Here is a 20,645-nt window from a genome sequence, read left to right on the forward strand (position 1 = left end):
TCCTATCTCCATAGTCCTCGCAGCCAGTCAAAAGCGCGCGTTTCGAAAAACACCCTGCCCGTGCGTCCTGCAAGGCACCGAAGGTCGGGGTCGTCCCGCAGAGCCGGCACATCAAGTGCCACGTCGTACCTTTGGAGGTGGCGCTGACTCGGTGCTATTGCCATATTTTCATAGATCGTAGCCGCGCCGGAACCTGCAAGGCGGATTACCGATCCCTGAAGAACCTGACGGCTTCGGTTAAGGCGAAAGGTCGCGGGTGCGCCGACCCTGAGGGAATTGTAGACGCTTTCCGACACGGATAAGGTCACAATTGCGGAGTCGCAGTCTATCAGGCGCATGAGGTCCTGACCGCGCTGGACCGTTTCGCCCGAAGCGGAGAGGTACTCCCACAGCGCACCATTCACATTCGCCACCAGATCTGAGGAAGAAAGTCTGTTTACACGAAGACGCTCGTTTGCCAGCCGATCTGAAATTGCAGTCAATGCCAGTTTCTTCGCCTCAAGTTGCGCTTTTAATTCCAGACGCTGCACGTCGATCTCGGAAATCCTCTGTTCGGAGTAGGGGGCGTCGTTAAATCCGTCCCCGAGGAAGACTCCCCGCTCGGCCGCCTTCTGTGCCACAACGATTTCGGCGGCCTGAGCCTTTGCATTTGCGACCTCCAGCGCGGAAACCTCGGAAAGTGACTGGGCCTGTTCAAGGGACTGTGCGGTAGAAATGCCCTGACCGCTTAGCCGTGATGATCGCTCGCGGCTGAGTTCCGCGTATTTCAGACGTGCCTCCGACGCAGCACGCGAGGCGTCGGCGGACTGAGCCTGAGCCGCGAGCTGGCGTTTTCTTTCCTCACGATAGATGGCCGCGCGGGTCTGCAACTCATCAATCGATTCATCGAAAGACGCGACGACGGTCTCGAGCCTTTTTATTTCGGTCTGAGCATCGGCCTGTTGAAGTTCGAGATCAAGGAGACGGATGCCGTCAACAAGAGGATCCTCAAGAGAGCCCAGTGGATCGCCTTGCGCAACCTGGGCGCCCAGCGGCCTGGAAATCAATTCAATTTTGCCAGCGATGGGAGCGCGTATCGTCGTCAAACGGGCATTTATGAACGCATTTGCACTCGCGCCGCTAAGCTGCTCCCCAAGCACCACATAAAGAGCACCGCAGATCAGCAACAGACCGAATCCGATCTTTATGAGCTTCATGTTTCCTCCTCGACATCTACCTAACAAAACGTACGGCCGGGGATTGGTTCACCCTGCTTGAGAAAACCCGATCCCAGAGTTAGCGCGCGGTTAAATGAGAACCGGCGCATATTGACTTCGACCTATCAAACCACCGAGCGCTAAACGTGTCTCAGGTCAAAACTTGCCCGCGAGTTTTTGTGAAGCGCTCGCTTTGCACGATTATCGACAGGCAAAGGGCGAGAACGCGTGCGACGATCACCGAGAGGAGGTGGCGCGGCGAGCGTCATGGATAGATCGAGAAGTTCGGGAGACGCCGTCGCGACTAAACTCGGCCGTTTCGTGCGGCACGCCGCGTGAATTTCGTCCAGATCGACAGCAATAAGATCGTGACGCCGCCGGTCGCTATACCGATTAGTGCCTGAATAAACGCGGTGGCCAGCCAATTCGTCACGGAGGGGACAAAAGTCAGGGTTTGTTCTATCCTTGATGTGACTGTCTCGATCAATTGTTCAGGCTGATGCCATCCCGTCCCCGCGAGGCTGTGTACGATAATGCTTCCGCCTACCCACAACATTGCTGCTGTCCCGACGATCGCCAGCGTCTTCAAAGAAACGGTACACCTTTGACCAGCCCTTCATGTCTTATCGGAAGCTCTGCCCGACAAGCCTCAGCAGCGATCCTGAAAAGATCCCAAGCCGTCCATGCTGCCGGTCGCTACCACCCCTCAAACTGGTGCCAAAACGACGTTGCGTTGCAAAGCCAATATCTTCCTGGATTATAAGTGATGCCCGCAATGTAGTCGGATCAGCAGCAGACATAGAGGCAAGCAAGCAGGATTTTCGTCAATTGAGGAGCTGGACTCCGGCGCATCCGATATCGACGGCGACGCGATCTGGCATCACAAGTCAACTTCCGGGACAAAATTGACATGAAGTAACCGTGTGAGTCGGTGTCAAAGCTGATTAGAGATGCGACGCCGCTGGCCCGTTAGAAACGCGACACTGGCTCCGACAATCAGCCCCCGACCGGACCGGCTGGCCGGGGTTGCAAGGGTAGGGAGGGGGCGGATGATGGAACCCCCTCTTCGGCTTTAGCTTCCTCAGTTGTGGTGACTGCTTTGCGCTACAAGCGGACGTGTGTCCGTGGACCAGCCTCGTGATTGATCCCAAGAAACAACCCTTAGATCAGGCCAGCGAGAAAGCCACTTCGATACCTTTGCAACATAGATCTCACGCGTGATTTGCCTCTTGTTGGCTCTGACGACACCAGCCAGAAGATCAACGAACCCAAAAGCCGCGTATATCTCGGTCTCACGTCCTGCCGGTCGCATACCTATTGCCGTTGAGGTCGTTGGAAAAGTGTCTATGGCATCTATTACAGAGGAGTAAGGCGCTATCGGATGGCCGAACTTTGTCTCATACCAGAGGTGGACCCGCGCTTCATTTTTCACGTCAATCCAGATCGGAAGATCCGGAAATAGTTCTCGAATACGCTTTGCCTGCTCCTGCTCACTTTCCTCCGTCAGATCATCTGGATCGAAGTAGATTAGATCCATATCCGATACCCCATGTTCCGGACTGAACCCAAAACGCGCGTTCCAGATCGTCTGCGCAAGGCAGCCCGCAACCAACCAACAGTCAGGTAGATTCAGGCGCTCCCATGCATTCCAGACAGTGCGGATGGAGGGGTTCTCCAGCACGGAAGCTTCAAACCGGGCTTTATCAGCAGTATCCATAATGCTCCCTCTATTTTGCCGTTTTCGACTGTAGCCAGAGTGGCAGGACACCGGAACAAAATTCGTCCGCTTCGGGCCGATAGCGGCCTTATTCAGCCGCCTCCATTCGCGCAAGCGCTTTCTGCCTTCTCGCAATCACCTCCGGATCATTCATGAAATCTGTCCGTCGTCCGGGCTTTCGTCCGCGTTTTTGATACCCATTGCTCTGGCTCCCGTCCGGGATCTCAAACATGCTGTTGGTCTGTCCGGTTCGTCGCGGGCCATGTTTGCTGCGCTTTAAATCGCGGCCTTCCTGCATCTGAGCAACCAGCGACAGCATATCGTCCAGTCGTTTGTTCTCAACCACAGGCGACCGGTGAACCGAGCGAAGCGTGTCGAAGGTTCTGTAGGACAGGATGAAACTCTCGTGCATGATCTCCAGGCGGCCGTCTGGATAATCGCATACGATGACTTTTTGACCCGCCAGTGATGTTGCCCGTTCCGTCGGATCGAGAATGAATATCACCTTGTCGTAGCGCAACGTCAGTGACTGCGACAGGGTGCGAACTTCCTTACGGCACATGGCGCTGTCAAGATTCTCGTGGGCGGCGAGGGGGCGATGCATATCCTTCGGATTGCGGGGTGGTTTGCCGAAACGGGCGTTGAAGTCGTCAATGAACTCCGGAGCGTAATGGTTGGCAGCGTCTATCGTGTCGATACCGCGGAGCCTTAATTCTTTGACCAGTCGATCCTGCAGGATCTGGTTGGCCCGTTCAACTCGACCCTTGGCCTGTGGGGTGTTGGCGCAGATGATGTCGATGTTTAGCTCATAGAGTGCGCGTCCGAATTGCGTCAGGCCACTTGTGCGATCTTTCTGTGAGGCGTGCGTAGAACGAAATACGCCATGCTTGTCGCTGTAGAAAGCCAGCGGTTTACCCCATTGCTGCAGATAGGCTTTTGTCGCATGCAGATAATCGAATGTGTTCTCAGATCCAGCAAAACGCAGATGTAGCAGCTTTCCGGTGGCGTCATCGATGTAGACGAGCAGGGCACATTTTGGTCCGCGGTTCTCGAACCACCAATGATGCGATCCGTCGATCTGCACCAGCTCGCCAAAGCAGTCGCGACGTCCGCGTGGTTGGAAGACGCGCTTCTTGCGTTCTTTCCGTGAGATCCAAATACCTGCCTCGGTCATCCATTGGCGTAGCGTTTCCTTGCCTATCGCCAGTTGGTGCTGCTCAATCAGCTTCTCGCGAGCTAATGTCGGACCGAAATCGACATATCGTTCTCTGACCAGGTCGAGTACAGCGTTGCGAATATTCTCGCTGTGACGCCGGTTGCTTGGTTGCTGGCGCTTCTTCGAGACGAGGCCGGGCATGCCGTCATTCTCGTATGCCTTCAATAACTGGTGCATCTGGCTTCGGCTGATGCTCAAAACACTGGCTGCTTGGACAACGCTCAGGCGTTGGTCATGAATCTTCTGGATAACTTCGAGGCGATGCAATTCTTTCTGCGACATGGTGATCAAAAAGGACATGGCAACTCCGAACGCTCCTGACCGCAGTCAGGCTGAACATCGTCGCATCCTTGCTCCCAACGTTGACATTGACCAGTGTCGTGCGAGGAGAGTGTCGCATTTCTATCTGGCCCAAGTGTCGCATTACTAAATGGGCGTGTGAGTCGGCGATCGCATAACATATATTATGGAACTTTTGGTGGTTGCCGTTCTTCGGTGAAGCGTTTTACTTGATGGATAAGGATACGCCCGAGACGGCGGCACCTATCGTCGACGAGCATCACAACGGTATGATGCGACTTAATTGATCCCTTCAATTATAAATGACCTATAGTCCCCACCGAGAAAGCGATGGCGTACCGCAGCCTGGTAGTCGGAACTGTCGTAGAAGGTGCGCGCGGCCTCCATAGTGGGAAAGCTGACCATTACCACGCCTTCGGGAGCGGCACCTTCAAGGATATCTTGAGGACCGTGCGCGGCAAGAACAGTTCCTCCTGATACAGCCAGCAGTGGTCTTAACATTTCAGCGTATGTCTGCATTTCCGCAGCGTTACGGGTTCGGTCCTGGATGAAAATTGCATAAGCTGTCACGCTGAAATCTCCTTGGAACTGAGGCTTGGCCGATCGCGGATGACGACCTCGCCTGATGAATTAGAGTTGATAGATGGACTGGTCGAGATACGGTGTACCCTGCTGAAATCGAAGACACTCCCGATTTATGGCCGTCCGACATACTCCATCCATTAAACCGGAAAATGGGAGCCGGATCTCGGATCAAGTGCAACTTGGTTGGTGCCATATCCAATCCGCCTCCCCCACCGATGTCAGTTCGTCGTCACGTTGATGACTACGTCGATGTTGCCCCTCACCGCGTTCGAATACGGACACGTCGCATGCGCCTCTCGTACAATCTCTTCAGCCGAAACCTGATCGAGACCTGTGATCGCAACGTTGAGCGCTACAGAAAGTACGAAACCACCGCTTCCATTGGGCGAAAGCCCGACCTCTGCCGCCACCACGATGTCATCGTCCGAAACCCTGTTCGCAATGTTGCGAGTGACGTAGATCACTGCGGTTTCGAAGCAGGCCGCATAGCCGGCCGCGAACAACTGCTCCGGATTGGTCGCTCCGCCCTTGCCACCCATCGTCACTGGCAGGGCCAGCGGGAGGTCAAGCAAGCCGTCTTCGCTCCTGACGTTGCCACCGCGACCACCGATAGCAGTGACCCTTGTGCTGTAAAGTGGGCTCATCGATTAGCACCCATCAGAGCATTTCCGACATGCCGAACGAAGTCAGCATTTGGTTCTGAATTGGGCGTACCGCTTCGTTCAGCGAATGAACACCGAAGTCCAAACCTTCAGGCATGACGACCGTCCGCAACGGACGGCGCTCTGTAGTTTCGACCAGTTTCGCGATGGCGTCTGCCACAAGCTGGGGTCGAGGGGGATTGGCTTCGTCCTGCCCATCGTTGGCGTGAGCCTTGATCTGACCTGGAACAGCGGCGACGTCGCCGTACGCTGTAAGCACGGCCTGGTCCGATGGCTCGGGGCTCGAAGAGATGAGGTTGCTCGGGAATGGGCCAGGCTCAACGATAACAGAGTCGACACCAAAACCCTTCAGTTCGTAGCGATAGGCTTCGGCAAGCGCTTCTAGCGCGAACTTGCTTGCGGAGTACGTCCCGAAGAATGGAAATACCACGCGTCCCATCAGCGATGTTACATGAACAAGAAGACCGCTGCCAGAGGCGCGCATATGCGGTAGAACGGCACGATCCGTGCGTACGGCGCCGAAGAAATTGACAGAAAAAAGCCGTTCAACATCTGCGATAGTGTAGGCTTCCGTGATCCCGACCGGCATCAGTCCGGCGTTATTGATCAAGACGTCAATCTTGTCGTTCCGCTTCACGACCTTTTCGATCGCAGCATCCACAGAAGCTTCGTCTGCGACGTCCATTTCAAGGACTTCCAGCCCATGTCCTTCGCTCATAGCCGCCTCGATGAGATCGGTTCGCACCTTTGCGTTTCGTCCTTCGACGTCCCGCATGGTCGCAACGACCGTATGACCCCGGCGTGCGAGTTCCAATACGGTTAGGTTTCCAAAACCGCTGCTCGCGCCGGTGACTACAATGACTTTTCCGCTCATCTCATTTTCCTTTGTAAAATTTGAAGCTGCACTACCGATATAGACAGACCTGTATGTACTTGCAATCAAAAATTTTACAGACTAGTCTGTCTAGATCCAGAAAAAGACTTGAGGCTCAGAAGATGCAAAGGAAAGGTGTGGTCGCGTTTGTGAACGTGGACGATCAATCGCTCGATGCGCTCGCCCCGCGGGAACGAATTTTAAAGACGGCGTCGGACCTCTTCTACCGACTCAGTATCAATTCGGTCGGGATCGATCGGATCATCGCCGAAAGCGGCGTGGCCAAGATGACCTTCTACAAGCACTTCCCTTCCAAGGCGGCGCTGATATCCGCGTATCTGCGCTACAAGAGCATCATTTGGTTTCAGATGCTTGCGAGTGCGACGGAAGAGCCTGGTCTCTCGCCGGTAGAAAGGGTGCTCGCTATTTTTGATGCGCTGGACAAGCCCCTTCGCGCGCTTTCGTTCCGCGGATGTTCTTTTACAAGAGGACTGGCTGAGTTTGGACCCGAAGCTAATACCCCGGAAGTGCAAGCGACTATTGCCGAGTATTTCAAGCAATTGCATGACTTTGTTTCGTCACTCATTGAGCCATTGCGGTTGTCGGACCATGAACGCGCTGTGATCCAGATCTTATCACTTATCCAGGGCTCGTTTGTAATGGCGCAATCGCTACCAGATCCTCGAATTGTCGAGGCAAATCGAGAGGCAGCACAAATTTTGCTTATCAACGAATTAGGACAGACGCCCCGATAACAGAATGTCTATTACGCACTAGACAGCGTCCAAAAGGAATTAGTTTCTCGATTCAATGCGGCATAAAGCCCGCTGAGCAGTAATTCCTGGCCCTCGATGCGACAGAATATCGTATCGGTTCGTCCTTCCCCTTCCAGTCTTTTCTGGGAGGGGAACGCTCGAACGCAAATCGGGGCTTACATGACAACGCGATCCAACCTACAAAAAAAGCAATGCTTCTGCCAGCCTTTGATCAGCAAAGCATTTCCACGCAGTGAATGGCCCCGAGGTTCATAGACACCCTCGGGTTAGATTTTCTGCTGATTCATGAACTCGACGAGCGACAGCATTCCGCTTCTGACGTGCTTGCGCATTCGATTTGCTCATAATGCTCTTCCTTCCTCAAACTAGGGAAAAAGGCGTCTAGATCTCTGGGGTTAGAGAGACTCTATTTGGTCAATCGCGATCAATTTCCTTTGTTGCAACCAGTTTCGCAGCTGCCTCATTAGCTCTAACCAAGGCGTCCCTCATGGCTGTTCCCACGGCCAGTTCGGATGCAAAAGCACCGATAAATTCGTCACCCGCACCGTGTGTGCTTTCTACCTTGATCTTCAGACCCTCAATCACAATCTCGCCTCCCGCGCCGTTGGCATAGGCCACACCCGCACCACCAGCGGTGACCACGACCTCTGGGAAGGTCTGTGCAAGTGCGCGCGCAGCCTCAAGTGCGCCATTGAGCGTCTCAACCACGGGGACTCCTGCGAGTGTTTCGGCCTCGACGGCATTCACGACGATGATATCGATAAGTTGCTGTAGCTCGTTCGACAGGGCACGCGCGGGTGCGGCATTAATCAACACATGACCGCCAGCTAGTTTTACAACTTTTGCTGCAGCGATATTGGCCGCATCCGGAATCTCGTTTTGCAAAACCAGAATTGTTGTCCTATCGAGCAGTTCGCGCGCCGCCACGACATCTTGATCGCCGAGTGTCAGGTTGCTCCCCGACACAATAACGGCGCCGTAATCGCCCTCGTCATCAAATATGGCAACGCTCATGCCGGTGGATTGGGATGCGTCGCGCCGAACGAAGGTATGATCGACGCTTTTGCGTTCCAAATTGGCGAGCAGGAACCGCCCAAAATCATCATCTGCGACGGCGCCGACCATCGATGTCGCCACGCCGGTACGAGCTGCCGAAACCGCCTGATTTCCGCCCTTGCCGCCGCTTTTGGGGTGCCATGACGTGCCAGTCACCGTCTCGCCCTTGCGTGGCCGTGATGGGCCCATGACGGCAATATCATAATGCAGACTGCCGAAAACGGTGACGAGAGGCGAGGATCTCATGAAGGTTTATCTTTCCGTTTGGATTTGACGGCAGACATGGTCCGGTCAAGGTTTCGTTCGGCCGATTGATAGTCGCGTTGCGCGACTGCCATGAAGACGGCGTCGAGGATATTCAGCTGCGCGATGCGAGCCGCGGCGTTTTCGCCCATGAGAGGCGAGCCCTGCGCAGTGGAACAGAGGACAACATCTGCGGCTTGTGCCAGGGCAGAGGAGTTGTAATTGGTTACCGCGATTGTCTGCGCGCCATTGCGCTTGGCGACTTGAAGCGCTTCGATGATGGCCGTGGTATTGCCTGAATGGGAAAAGCCGATGGCGATATCGCCTTCGGACAACAGGGCTGCCGACATCAGCATCATGTGCACATCGTCAAACACGCCGGCGCGCACGCCGATTCTCAGGAATTTATGGGCGACGTCGCGTGCGATCTGCGCCGAACCGCCGACGCCATAGAAATCCCGATTTTTTGCCCCATGGATGAGGTCTGCGGCCTTGTCGAACGCGACCATGTCGAGGATCGAGAGGGTTTCTTCCAGGGCATGGATCGATGTGCGAAAAACCTTTTGCACGATCTCCAGCGACGTATCATCTACCGAGAGTTCCTGGTGCATTTCCGCAGTCGGCTGGCGGTTATACTGGCTGACGGCCGTTCGGAAATCGCGATAACCGGCAAAGCCCAGCTTCTTGGTGATCTTCACCACCATGGCTTCAGAGACACCTGCATCGTCTGCGATCTGTTTCAGCGATGTCTCATCGCTGAAATCACGCATGGCAAATACGGTATCGACAACCTTCGCTTCGAGAGGCGTCAGCAGCGGCATCATCATGCGGATGCGTGGGCCGACGGCCTTCGTGTCGAAGCTTTCGGAATTCATTCTCTTCCCCTTGTTGCGCGATCAATCATCATTGCAACGAGGATTATAAGGCCGGTGGCGAGCAGTTGATAGAAGGCCTGAACATTCATCAACGTCAAACCATTGCGCATTGCACCCAGAATGATGGCGCCCAGAATTGTGCCGAGTATGCTGCCCTTGCCGCCCATCAAAGATGCACCGCCGATGGCCGCTGCCGCGATGGCATCCAGTTCCCAAAGGTTGCCGAGGATCGGCTCAGCTGCACCAAGGCGACCGATGAGGATGAGCGAGGCAAGTGCCGCGAGACCACCGGAAATTACATAAGCCGTGATCTTGGTGCGGGCGATCGGAACGCCCGCGACATAGGCCGCCTCTTCATTGCCACCAACTGCCATCAGATATTCGCCGATGGGCGTCTTCTTGAGTAATATCCACGCGGCAATGGCGACGACAGCAACGATCAAAACAGGGGACGGAATGCCGAGGAGATTGCCGTTGAACAGCGAACGGAACCCGGCGGGAATACCGAGAACAGGATTGCCGCCGGTGTAGATCAGCGCGATGGCGCGGTAGGTGCTGAGCGTGCCGAGTGTCACGATAAAGGGTTGGAGACCGACATAGGCAACAAGGCCGCCATTTATGAGGCCGCAGAGAACACCAATGCCCAGACCCGCGAGAATCGCTAGCGGTATCGGTGTCCCCGCGACGAGCAGGCTGGCAGTGACGACAGCAGAGATCGCAGCCGTCGGGCCAACCGACAGATCGATGCCGCCGGAGATGATGACCAGCGTCATGCCAAGCGCCAGGCAGGCATTGATGCTGGACTGCTGCAGAATGTTGACGAGGTTTCTCTCCGAAATGAAGCCCGGAACCAGTGCGGCAAACACCGCCATGATGACGATGAGACCAATCAGCGTTCCGGCATCGCGTAGTGAAAACGAGAAGCGGCGGAAGGCCGGAGCGGAGGTGGCGGGGGAATTGGAAGTGCTGGTCATGGGTTGTCCTGTAGGTTCACACGGGTCGCGCAATGCGCGCGTCATCCGCATCGGCATTCGCGCCTGGAATGGCATGCGCGACAATCGCGCTTTCGCTCAGTTGATCACGTTCAATGGTCGCAGCAATCCGCCCTTCGCGCATGACCAGCACGCGGTCAGACAGTCGGATGACTTCCGGCAGTTCGGAGGAGACGACAATGATGGAATGGCCCTCACGGGCGAGGTCTTCGATCAGGTGATAGATTTCCGACTTGGCTCCGACATCGATGCCGCGTGTCGGTTCATCAAAGAGCAATATTTGCGATTTCGCCGCCAACCAGCGCGCGATAATCGCCTTTTGCTGGTTGCCGCCGCTGAACAGGCGGATAGGGCGATCCAGCTGGAAAGGTCGCAGATTGACGCGCTTCAACAAATCCTTTGCAGTGGCGCGCAGCTTGAAATTGTTGATCATACCCCCAGACGAGAAACTGGCGAGGGAGGCCAGTGCCATATTGGTCGCGACGGGACGCAAAGGAATGATGCCCTCACGCTTGCGCTCTTCCGGCACCAGCCCGATACCGGCGGCAATGGCATCACGGGGATTGGCGAAGCTCTGCTCCTTGCCGTCGATGCTGATCGATCCGGCGCTCAATCGGTCGACACCTGCCAGCAGACGTAAAAGTTCCGTGCGGCCAGAGCCGACGAGCCCGGCGATGCCGAGAACTTCACCCTTATGTAAAGTGAAGGACACATCACGAATTCTGGTGAGCGAAGACAGGTTTTTGGCTTCGAGCTTGACGGCGTCGGTGACGAAGGAATTATGCTCTTCCTGCATCAATTCTCGACCGACCATCTTGGCGATCACATCGGTTTCCGAGACCTTGGCAAGATCGACAATGTCCACCAGCTTGCCATCGCGCATGATGCTGGAGCGTTGGCAGATGCGAAACACCTCATCCATCTTGTGCGACACATAGATAATGGAAACGCCGCTTTGCGACAGGCTGGCGATGACCTCGGCCAAACGGTCAAACTCGCTGGGTGTGAGGCTCGATGTCGGCTCGTCCATGGCGATGACCTTCGCCTTGTCGAGGAGAGCACGACCGATTTCAACGATCTGGCGCTGCGCGACCTTCAGCGACGATATTGGCGCCGAGGGATCGATTGTTTTGTCAATCATAGCAAGCGCTTCGGCGGCTCGGGCTTCCTGCTCGCGGCGGGACACAAAGATGCCGCCCATATGGGTCAGCGAATGTCCGAGAAACATGTTCTGGGCGACGCTCAAATGCGGCACCTGCTGAAGTTCCTGATGGATCATGGCGATACCGGCGGCGCGAGCGTCCATCGGCTTTTTGAAGGCAACCGCCTCACCATCCACGAAGACGGTGCCGGATGTGGGGCGAAACACGCCGGACAGAATGCGCAACAGCGTCGATTTGCCGGCACCGTTTTCACCGAGAAGTCCATGGATTTCGCCGGGAGCCAAATCAAACGAAACGTCCGTCAGCGCGTTTACGCCGGGAAAAATCTTGGAAATCGTCTCGAATCTCAGTCGTGGCGTCATCGTTCCATCTCTCAGGCTAATGAAGATGCCGAGGATAAGTCGGCATCTCCTTGAGCGTTGATTACTTTACAGTCTTGGCGTCTTCCATCAGCACGGCGCGCACATCGACGCCCTCGCCCTGATAGCGGCTGAGATTATCGGAAGTGATCAGCGCTTGCGGGGTGGCGACCACGCGCGGCAACTTCTGGCCGGCAACAAGACGCAAGGCGGTTTCCAGAGCGACTTCACCCGTCAGAACCGGGAAGCTGTCCACGGTGCCGGTGAGTTCGCCCGCCTTGATGGAGGCATAAGCGTCAGAGATACCATCGGTACCGAACACCGCGACCTTGCCCGCGAGACCGGCGGCCTTAACCGCTTCGACAATGCCCAGCGCCATGCCGTCATTATTGGCGTAGAAACCAATTAGGTCAGGATGCTGATTAAGGATGTTGGTTGCAGCATCGTAAGAGGTTTGACGATCCCAGTTGCCGGGAACGCTGGCAACGACCTGGAACTTGTCGTTCTGGGTGATGGTAGACTTGAAGCCGTCAGTGCGCTGAACGGCGGCGTAAACGCCAGCCTGACCTTCAACAATGGCAACCTTGCCGCCCTTCGGACGGTTTTCGATAAACCACTTGGCAACGCGCACACCATTATCGCGCTGAACGTTACCGACATAATGCTCAGCCTGTGGGATCACGGCATCATTAACGTTGACGACCGGGACATTGGCGGCCTTGGCCTGCTCGATAACCGGCTGAAGATTGGCATCCGTCTGCGGCGAAACGAGCAGAACATTGTAACCCTGCGTGATCATGCCTTCGGCAATTGTTAACTGGCCCAACTGATCGCCTTCGCTCTGAGCTGCCTGATAGGCAACCGGCACACCGACCTTTTTGCCGAGGGCTTCATAACCTTCGCCCAGAGAACGCCAGTATTCGTTGGTCAGCGTCTTGGAAACCGCTCCAGCCTTCGTGCCCTCGGGCAATTTTGGGAAAGGCCCGAGCTTGGCTTCGAGTTGCGACCAGTCCAGCCGGTCCTTTTCGGTGTCGGAATTGAGCGGCGCAAGTTCCTGCGCGAAAGCGGCGCTGAACAGCAAGCTGACAGCAAACCCGGCAGCTATGGTTGTCTTCAACAGGGTCTTCATCGGTTTCCTCCCGGATGGTTTCTGGGCACACCTCCGGCGTGCCTTTGGTTGAAAGGTTGAAAATTGGTGAATGTCAGCGCTGCTCAGTGTCAGCCGAGCATCAGCTCCTGAATGATCGCCTGCGCAGATACCGCGTCCTGACGGTCAACCGCACCAGACAGGCGATTGTCCTGTTCAATCCGATCAACGATTTTCAGCATACGCTTGACGGTCTGGATATTCACTTCGCATTCGTGAACAGGGTCGAGGCCGGTCATGTCAGGAAACGTGTCGAAATAGATCGCACCATCATAACCATCCTTGCGAATCTGGCGCAGAAGCTCGATCGTCTGTTGCGTATGAACCGCCCCAACCATCAGGCCGTCGTCGCGCTTGGCGTAACCGTCATTGAGGTGAACACCAAGAACGCGGCTGTAGCGGGCGATCAAGGCTGCGGCAAAAGCGGGCTGTTCATCCGCATAGAGTACATGGGCGAAATCAAGCGTCACGCCAAGGTTGGGCATATCCACATCCTTGATGGCCAGAAGCGTCGTCGCGCAATCGGGCATCAGACTATAGGAACGCGGTTCGTTCGGCTTGTATTCGATGCTGATCTGACAATCCGGGTCATGCGCACAAACTTCACGAATTCCATCAATCTCGTGTTGCCACAGCGTATGGTAGTCGGCCTGGAAGGCGTAGTCGAAACCATCCTGCCCCAGCCACAGCGTCATCAGGTTACTGCCAGCGGCGCGCGCGGCATCAATGCCCTTCTTCGTCAGCTCGATCGCTTCACGCCGCACAGCCGCATCAGGATTGGTGAAAGCACCGATCTTGAAAGCCGGATTGGTGTAGTAGCGCATGGCGAAGCCATTGATTGCAAGGCCGAGATCGCCGATCTGGCGGGCAAGAAGTGCCGGATCATCGGCCACATGATCAGGATAATTGAGGTCGAGATCCGTCAGACCATCAACCTTTGCAGCGCGCTTTGCCATCTGCAGCATGGTCGGCTTGCCGGAAAGATCAGGCCACTCGGCAGCAGGCTTCGAGGCGAAGGAATTCAGTCGGGTGGCGAATTTCAATTGGGTCACTGCTCTTGCTCACTTCGGTCGTTGTTGATGCAACTTCACAGATTATAATTATTTTGTAAAGCAATATGTGTTGTGCATCGCATCAATTCGTTTTGGTGACGCCGTTTTTCGAACTTTTCCGCGCTATCAAAACGCGCGAAATCCAGCCGTCGAGATCGCTGCAGCCATAGATATTCGGAGCATGACGAAGGCCACGAGTTGCGCAGCGAAATCCGGTGGCGTCAGCGCGCCATCACGGCCTCGATTTCAGAAAGCATCGGCATTGCAGGGGCCGTGCCGCGCCGGGTCACGGCAATACCGGCGGTCGTGCAACCGAATCGCACCGCCTGAAGCGGCCCCGCACCGCGCGAAAGCGCAGCCGCAAAACCACCCACGAAAGCGTCCCCCGCGCCGGTCGTATCGGCGGTCGGACCGCAGGAGACGGCGGGCACATGCACGGATTGCCCCGGCGCATGAAACAACACGCCCCGCCCTCCAAGCGTGATGATGGCCACACCAACGCCGCGAGACAGGAAAATCTCGCCAGCACGTTCGGCATGATCAATCGTATCGATGGGAAAACCGACAAGCGCGGCGGCTTCTGTTTCGTTGGGAATGATGAAGTCGCAAAGGCTGTAAATATCTTCGGGGAAGGCTTCGGCCGGCGCGGGATTGAAAATCGTCGTGACACCTGCACCGCGCGCGATTTCCAGCGCATAGCGCGCAGCCTCCACCGGCTGTTCTAGCTGGGTAACAAAAACTGAGGATTGCGCAATGGTATCGCGTGCCGCCTCTACATCGCCGGCGCCAATCGTGCCTGCGGCTCCAGCATAGACAATGATAGCGTTGTCGCCCGTGCTGTCATTGACGTAGATGAATGCGGCACCGGTCGGCTGATCGTCCATGACCGTCAGCTTGGCCGTCACTCCGGCCTCTTCATACGTCTTCAGCGCCAAATCACCGAATGTGTCGCGGCCAATCTTGGAAATGAAAGACACCTGCGCGCCGGCTCGCGCCGCGGCGACGGCTTGGTTGGACCCCTTGCCGCCCGGACCGAACGAGAAACCGCTACCGGTAATGGTTTCGCCCAAAGCAGGCATGCGGGGTGCGAGATAGGCTGTATCGGCAACAAAAATACCAAGAATGGAAACCCCAGTTTTCATTCCAGGCCTCATTTTACGGCCCCCGCAGTGAGGCCCTTTACGATGTAACGTTCCAGGAAGATGCCGACCAGAACCAGCGGCATGATGGCCGCCGTCGCAATCGCCGCCATCGACCACCAGTTGATGCCCTGCGACCCCGTCTGGCTGGCCACCATAACCGGTAGCGTCTTGGCATTCGAACTCGTTAAAAGAGCCGCGAAGAAATATTCGTTCCAGCAAAGAATGACCGAAAGGATGAAGGCCGCGACCATGCCGGGCAAGGCGATGGGCAAAACGATGCGCAAAAACGCACCCCAGATCGAGCAACCATCCACAAGCGCTGCCTGCTCCAGCTCCACGGGGATCGTGTCGAACTGATCGCGCATGATCCAGATGACGATCGGCAGAACCATCAGCGTATAGACGAGGATAAGGCCAACCAGGGTGTCGAGCAGCATCAGGTGCTTGTAGAGAACCAGAAACGGCATCGCCAACACGACGGGAGGAAGAATGAGCTGCGACAGGAAGAAGAAGGATATGTCCTTGTTCTTCATCCAGAGGAATTTGTAGGAAAAGCGGCTGAGACCGTAGGCCGCCAGCGAGCCGATCAGCACAGCCAGAAACGATGCGCCAGCCGAGGCCACAATGCTGTTGAAAAACCGGCGCATGAATTCATCGCGCACCGTCGATTGCGAAAAGATCGTATCGGGTGAGAGACCCAGCGAGCGCCAACCCTTCCAGTCCGGCGTGAAGTCGACAAAGGGAATGAGATGCCCCTGCGTCACATTCACCGCAGTTTTGAAGGATGTGGTGATGGTCCAGTAAATCGGGAACAGCGACACGAAAGCCCAGAACACCAGCGCCGCATAGATCAGCAGACTGCTGGTCAGAAACTGCGGGCGGCGGGACCAGAGGCTTGGTCGTGGGGTTGATGTTTCAACATGTGTTGCCATCGGTTTCAGCCTCAATTGTCGCGTTGCATCCACCGGCTCGCCCCTTTGAGGATGAGCGCGACGAAGATAATGATGATGACCAGATAGAATTCCGCCAGCATGGTGCCATAGCCGACATTGGAACGGTCACGATATTCGCGGAAGATGAAGCTGGATACGGTGTCGGTCGCCCCACCCGGCCCACCTGCCGTGACGTTGATGACGATATCGGCCAGCTTCAGCTGGAAGATGATGCGCAGAATGATGACGGTGATGCTGACCGGCAGCATCAGCGGAAAGGTGATTTCCTTGAAACTCTGCCAGCCGGAAGCACCATCCGCCTTCGCCGCCTCCTTGATTTCGGAAGGCAAAGCCTGAAGGCCTGCCAGCAGCAGGATCATCATGAAGGGAATGGAGACCCAGGCATCCATGGCCATGATCGAGGTCCGCGCCAGCAATGGCGTGGAAAAGAATGCCGGATTATCCCAGCCCAGATGTCGCGCAAGCGTCGCCGCTGGCCCGAAACGATACTCCATAAGCGATTTGCCGATCATCCAGCTGACGGCCACAGGGCTGAGCATCAGCGGCAGCAGAAAGGCGACACGGAAGAATTTGCGCGCCTTGATCTCCGCGTTCAGCAACAATGCCAGCCCGAAGGCAATGGCATATTGCACCAGCACCGACAGAACATAATAAACCATGTTCAGCAGCGCGTTCCAGAAATAGCGATCGGCAAACAGCGTGCGCAGGTTATCGAGCCCGTTGAAACGGCGGCCCGCCACCGCACTCAGGTTCCAGTCGGTAAAGGCAATATAGAGGCCAAAGACGGTGGGAAAGACCACCATGGCAACGGTGAAGAGAACAGCAGGAAGCACGAAAGCCGCCCGCTGGCCCGCCTCCCCACGGATCATCACCTGCGCAGCACAAAGTGCCACCGCCCAGACGATGTAGGCGAAAAGCAGCGGTCGCCAGCTGACGAAACCAAAGGCGGTGATGCCCGCGACGTCAGTGATCTGTGCGAGAAGAACGCCAAAGAGCAGCACCGTCGCGGCCACCAGCAGCAGCTTTCCGCGCCGCGCGGAGCTGGGCGGAACGATGGTCCGTTCCACGGGGCTGATGGTTTGCGTGATCGTATGCGACATGGGCAGACCTCTGGGCTGGTGAGCCGAATGGAAGACTTCGTGGCTCAGGCGGCGAAAACCCCGCCGCCTGAACTATTGCAAACTAAGAGCCTGCACCGGGCATCATGCCCCGAGCGAGGCCTTGTAGAGTGCAATCTGCTTGTCGCGCCCAAGCTGATCCGTCAGCTTTTCCCACGAAGCAGCGATGGCGTCTGCTCCGGCCTGTGCGCTGGCCTGACCGGCAAACACCTTGGCAAGTTCATCTTCCGCGATGCTGTAATACTGGAAGATGCCGGGAATACGTGGCTCGATGGCAGCATTGGGGTGGTTGTATGAGTTGGACTGCGAGGCGAGGTAGTTCGAGATGAAGGCCTCGTCATAGCCCGCCGTCACCCATTCCTTGATGTCGAACTGGCTCTTGCGATAGCACTGGAAACCCGATGGGTAGGCTGCAGTCCACAGCGCGATGTCCTTGCCGCCCAGATGGGCCGCCGCACTCCAGGCCGCCTTCTTCTTTTTCTCATCGCTATCGACACGCGCCATGACGTAGACACCCCAGCCGAGATAGGCCATGTTGGGCGCAAAGTTGGGGCCGCTGGCGAGCTTGTCCCATTTGCCGGTCTTGGCATTATAGACATCGTCAGAACCGGGCAGAATATCGAAGCCGATGGTGTCGCCAATCACCGACGTGTCGCTGGTGCGTGCAGCGGCACCCACGTCGCCCCACCAGGAGACCATCGAGCCTGTTCCAGCCAGAAACTGCTGGAAAGCCGTGGTGCCGGGGTCGGCGTTCAACTGGTCGCCTGCTTCCGATGGCAGGGCATCGATAACGTCCTGAATGGCGCGAACCCAGGCAGGGTTGTTGATGCGCGGCTTCATCGTGTCAGCGTCGAACAGCCAGGCCTTGTCGTCCGGGTGCTTGGCATAGGCCGTTGCACGGCTCCCGAGGAAGTAGAAGCCGAAACCGCCCCAGGCCTTCGGGGCATCGAGATAGCCGATGGCGTCTCCGCCTGCGACCGTCTTGCCCTTGAGGAATTTGGTAACTTCCTGAACCTTTTGCCAGGTCTTTGGCACGCCCCACTCGCCCTCATGGCCCTCGTCCTTCCAGGCTTTGGCAAGGTCGGCATCGGTGAAGTAATCGGTCCGATAATTGAAGTTGTGGCAGTCACCATCGACGGACACGCGGTAGGTCTTGCCATCCCATGTTCCAACTGGCGCTTTCAGGTAATCGACATAGTCGTCCATATCGATCTGGGCCTTGACCCAATCCGGCATCTCGGAAGCCAGCCCCTTGCCGCAGACATCGCCCTCAAAAGGGGCGCCCATTTCCAGAATGTCGAAATCGACCGTGCCGGTGGCGATGGCCTGCTGCAGACGTGGATTGTAATCCGCCTGCGCCAGATCGATCCAGGTGATCTTGGCACCGGTATATTCTTCCCATGGCTTCAGAAAACCGCGGAACAGCACGTTATGGAGGTTCTGGTTATTTAGGCCCATGAAGGACAGCTCGACGCCGGCAAACTCGCCCTGCTTGACGTTCTTCTTCGTCGCTTCCAGGCACATCTCGCCAACTTTCTGCCAGTCGGCATCGGTTGGAGAGCCCTTGCCGACGCCCGGCACCTGCAAGATCTGCGTGCGCAGGGACGCGTCCTGCGCATAAGCTGCTCCAAACGGACCCAGCAAACTGCCCCCGGCGGCCACGGCCCCCAGGCTTGCGCCTGTCTTCAAGATGGCACGGCGGCTTAAGCCGATCGCCATCATTCTCTCGAAATCACTGACTTTCATGCGGTTCTCCTCCCGTTGATTTAGACATCGTCGCGTTTCTCCTCGCCGCGACGAAAAGATTTCATTCCAGCCTCAGTCCGCTTTCCCCATCGAAAAGATGAACCAGCGCAACATTCGGCGTCATCGCAATCGTGCCGCCCGCAGGCTCTTCCACGCGGTCGCGAAACACGCCGATGATCTTCTGCTGGCCGAGCTTGGCAAAGACCTGCGTTTCAGAGCCGGTCGATTCCACCACCGTCACCTGCGCGCTGACAGAACCGCCTAGCGCGAAGTGCTCCGGTCGAATACCGTAAAAGGCAGACCTGCCATCAGAACCGGCAGGAACGCGTACCAGAGGCAGGCGAATGCCATCATCCGTCTCGAAATAGGGTTCTGCAGCACTGCGAATATGGCCTTTGATGAGGTTCATGGATGGAGAACCGATGAAACCGGCAACGAAGGTATTGGCGGGCTTATCATACAGCGTCAGCGGCGAGCCGATCTGCTCCACGCGCCCATCGCGCAGCACGACGATACGGTCTGCCATGGTCATGGCCTCGATCTGATCATGCGTCACATAGATCATCGTCGTCGCAAGGCGACGCTGCAATTCCTTGATTTCCGCCCGCATCTGCACGCGCAGCTTGGCATCAAGGTTGGACAGCGGCTCATCGAAAAGGAAGACTTTGGGATCGCGAACAATCGCACGGCCCATCGCCACACGCTGGCGCTGACCGCCGGAAAGCTGGCGGGGGTAGCGGGCCAGATAGGGTACAAGGTCAAGGATCTCGGCTGCTCTGCGGACACGAGCATCGATATCGGCTTTGGTCTCACCACGCATCTTGAGTGCGAAACCCATATTCTCGGCAACGGTCTTGTGCGGATAAAGGGCGTAGCTTTGAAACACCATCGCGATGTCTCGGTCTTTTGGTGGCAGGTCGTTGACCACCTTGCCGTCGATCTGGATATCTCCGAATGTGATCGGCTCCAGCCCTGCGACCATGCGCAGCAGGGTCGATTTTCCGCAGCCGGACGGCCCCACCAGCACGACGAATTCGCCGTCGGGTATTTCAACGGAAACACCATGGATTACCGTCAGGCTTCCATAGGCTTTTCCGACATTGACGATGCTCATCGACGCCAAAAGCTCTTCTCCTCCCACGGCGTCGCGCACTCCTCACGACGCTCCTCCCGTTGTCCCTCTCTGCAGCGTCGGCGGAAGCACCCCGCTTCACTACCGCCGCTGCTGAGACCCTTGGGAGGATATTGCTACGCATTAAACTTCACATAGGAATTGAAAGTTGTAAAGTCCGCGTCCGATCAGTTTGTTACTTTTTTCTGAGCAGCGATCGCTGAATTGGATCATGCACTACCTTACACCATGATGCGCCCTGCATTATTATGTGTGCCGATAAAATCGCGTAATTCGACTTGCATTGTGATTGAAAAATTACAAGCGTTCGATATTTTGTAAAGATTGGTGTATTGTCGACT

19 protein-coding genes are annotated in these 20,645 nt (G+C 56.3%); 1 reads left to right on the forward strand and 18 read right to left on the reverse strand.

Translation table 11 applies throughout. The features are described 5' to 3' along the window. Positions 1-2: 2 nt before the first annotated feature. The 7 genes from HQN82_RS25035 to HQN82_RS25065 all read right to left on the reverse strand — a co-directional run bounded on the left by HQN82_RS25035 (position 3) and on the right by HQN82_RS25065 (position 6,550). Positions 3-1,196, reverse strand: coding sequence for an HlyD family secretion protein (locus HQN82_RS25035; RefSeq protein ID WP_173616317.1), 1,194 nt, complete (start codon positions 1,194-1,196; stop codon positions 3-5). A gap of 304 nt (positions 1,197-1,500) precedes the next feature. Next, complete coding sequence (locus tag HQN82_RS25800; protein ID WP_427832762.1) at positions 1,501-1,752, reverse strand: DUF808 family protein; 252 nt, start codon at positions 1,750-1,752, stop codon at positions 1,501-1,503. A gap of 525 nt (positions 1,753-2,277) precedes the next feature. After that, on the reverse strand, positions 2,278-2,913 hold the full coding sequence (locus tag HQN82_RS25045) for a nucleotidyltransferase family protein (protein ID WP_173616319.1): 636 nt from the start codon (positions 2,911-2,913) through the stop codon (positions 2,278-2,280). An 88-nt stretch (positions 2,914-3,001) separates the two neighbouring features. Next, positions 3,002-4,429, reverse strand: a complete 1,428-nt coding sequence (locus HQN82_RS25050; RefSeq protein WP_173616320.1) for an ISNCY family transposase — start codon at positions 4,427-4,429, stop codon at positions 3,002-3,004. A 279-nt stretch (positions 4,430-4,708) separates the two neighbouring features. Continuing rightward, the gene (locus HQN82_RS25055; RefSeq protein ID WP_173616321.1) at positions 4,709-4,999 is read right to left on the reverse strand and encodes a DUF1330 domain-containing protein; all 291 of its coding nucleotides are present in this window, start codon (positions 4,997-4,999) and stop codon (positions 4,709-4,711) included. Positions 5,000-5,232: 233 nt separating this feature from the next. Next, positions 5,233-5,658, reverse strand: a complete 426-nt coding sequence (locus tag HQN82_RS25060; RefSeq protein WP_173616322.1) for an organic hydroperoxide resistance protein — start codon at positions 5,656-5,658, stop codon at positions 5,233-5,235. 13 nt (positions 5,659-5,671) lie between these two features. Further along, positions 5,672-6,550 (reverse strand): SDR family oxidoreductase, encoded by an 879-nt coding sequence (locus HQN82_RS25065; protein WP_173616323.1) that lies wholly within the window; start codon positions 6,548-6,550, stop codon positions 5,672-5,674. Between the two features lie 122 nt (positions 6,551-6,672). Here HQN82_RS25065 and HQN82_RS25070 point away from each other — a divergent pair, with 122 nt between their 5' ends. After that, a complete protein-coding gene (locus tag HQN82_RS25070; RefSeq protein WP_173616324.1) occupies positions 6,673-7,305 on the forward strand; it encodes a TetR/AcrR family transcriptional regulator in 633 nt (210 codons plus the stop codon). Positions 7,306-7,740: 435 nt separating this feature from the next. Here the strand turns inward: HQN82_RS25070 and HQN82_RS25075 are convergent, their stop codons facing one another. From HQN82_RS25075 to HQN82_RS25125, 11 genes are all read right to left on the reverse strand, one after another. Next, positions 7,741-8,628 (reverse strand): ribokinase, encoded by an 888-nt coding sequence (locus HQN82_RS25075; protein ID WP_173616325.1) that lies wholly within the window; start codon positions 8,626-8,628, stop codon positions 7,741-7,743. Continuing rightward, the gene (locus HQN82_RS25080) at positions 8,625-9,500 is read right to left on the reverse strand and encodes a MurR/RpiR family transcriptional regulator (protein ID WP_173616326.1); all 876 of its coding nucleotides are present in this window, start codon (positions 9,498-9,500) and stop codon (positions 8,625-8,627) included. Before HQN82_RS25080 ends, HQN82_RS25075 begins: the two co-directional genes overlap by 4 nt. Then, positions 9,497-10,474, reverse strand: a complete 978-nt coding sequence (locus HQN82_RS25085) for an ABC transporter permease (RefSeq protein ID WP_173616327.1) — start codon at positions 10,472-10,474, stop codon at positions 9,497-9,499. Before HQN82_RS25085 ends, HQN82_RS25080 begins: the two co-directional genes overlap by 4 nt. A gap of 16 nt (positions 10,475-10,490) precedes the next feature. Then, positions 10,491-12,017: a sugar ABC transporter ATP-binding protein gene (locus HQN82_RS25090; protein ID WP_173616328.1), complete on the reverse strand. Its 1,527-nt coding sequence runs from the start codon at positions 12,015-12,017 to the stop codon at positions 10,491-10,493. Positions 12,018-12,078: 61 nt separating this feature from the next. Further along, positions 12,079-13,143, reverse strand: a complete 1,065-nt coding sequence (locus HQN82_RS25095) for a sugar ABC transporter substrate-binding protein (RefSeq protein ID WP_173616329.1) — start codon at positions 13,141-13,143, stop codon at positions 12,079-12,081. An 89-nt stretch (positions 13,144-13,232) separates the two neighbouring features. Next, positions 13,233-14,204, reverse strand: a complete 972-nt coding sequence (locus HQN82_RS25100; RefSeq protein ID WP_173616416.1) for a sugar phosphate isomerase/epimerase family protein — start codon at positions 14,202-14,204, stop codon at positions 13,233-13,235. A 230-nt stretch (positions 14,205-14,434) separates the two neighbouring features. Next, on the reverse strand, positions 14,435-15,355 hold the full coding sequence (gene rbsK / locus HQN82_RS25105) for a ribokinase (RefSeq protein WP_173616330.1): 921 nt from the start codon (positions 15,353-15,355) through the stop codon (positions 14,435-14,437). 8 nt (positions 15,356-15,363) lie between these two features. Beyond that, positions 15,364-16,287, reverse strand: a complete 924-nt coding sequence (locus HQN82_RS25110) for a carbohydrate ABC transporter permease (protein WP_173616331.1) — start codon at positions 16,285-16,287, stop codon at positions 15,364-15,366. 11 nt (positions 16,288-16,298) lie between these two features. Further along, a complete protein-coding gene (locus tag HQN82_RS25115) occupies positions 16,299-17,408 on the reverse strand; it encodes a carbohydrate ABC transporter permease (protein ID WP_173616332.1) in 1,110 nt (369 codons plus the stop codon). 102 nt (positions 17,409-17,510) lie between these two features. Continuing rightward, positions 17,511-19,172, reverse strand: a complete 1,662-nt coding sequence (locus tag HQN82_RS25120) for an ABC transporter substrate-binding protein (RefSeq protein WP_173616333.1) — start codon at positions 19,170-19,172, stop codon at positions 17,511-17,513. Between the two features lie 61 nt (positions 19,173-19,233). Further along, entirely contained in the window at positions 19,234-20,295 is a 1,062-nt protein-coding gene (locus HQN82_RS25125) for an ABC transporter ATP-binding protein (RefSeq protein WP_173616334.1), read from the reverse strand. Positions 20,296-20,645 lie beyond the last annotated feature (350 nt).

Source organism: Agrobacterium pusense, from assembly GCF_013285525.1.
Lineage (GTDB): Bacteria > Pseudomonadota > Alphaproteobacteria > Rhizobiales > Rhizobiaceae > Agrobacterium > Agrobacterium pusense.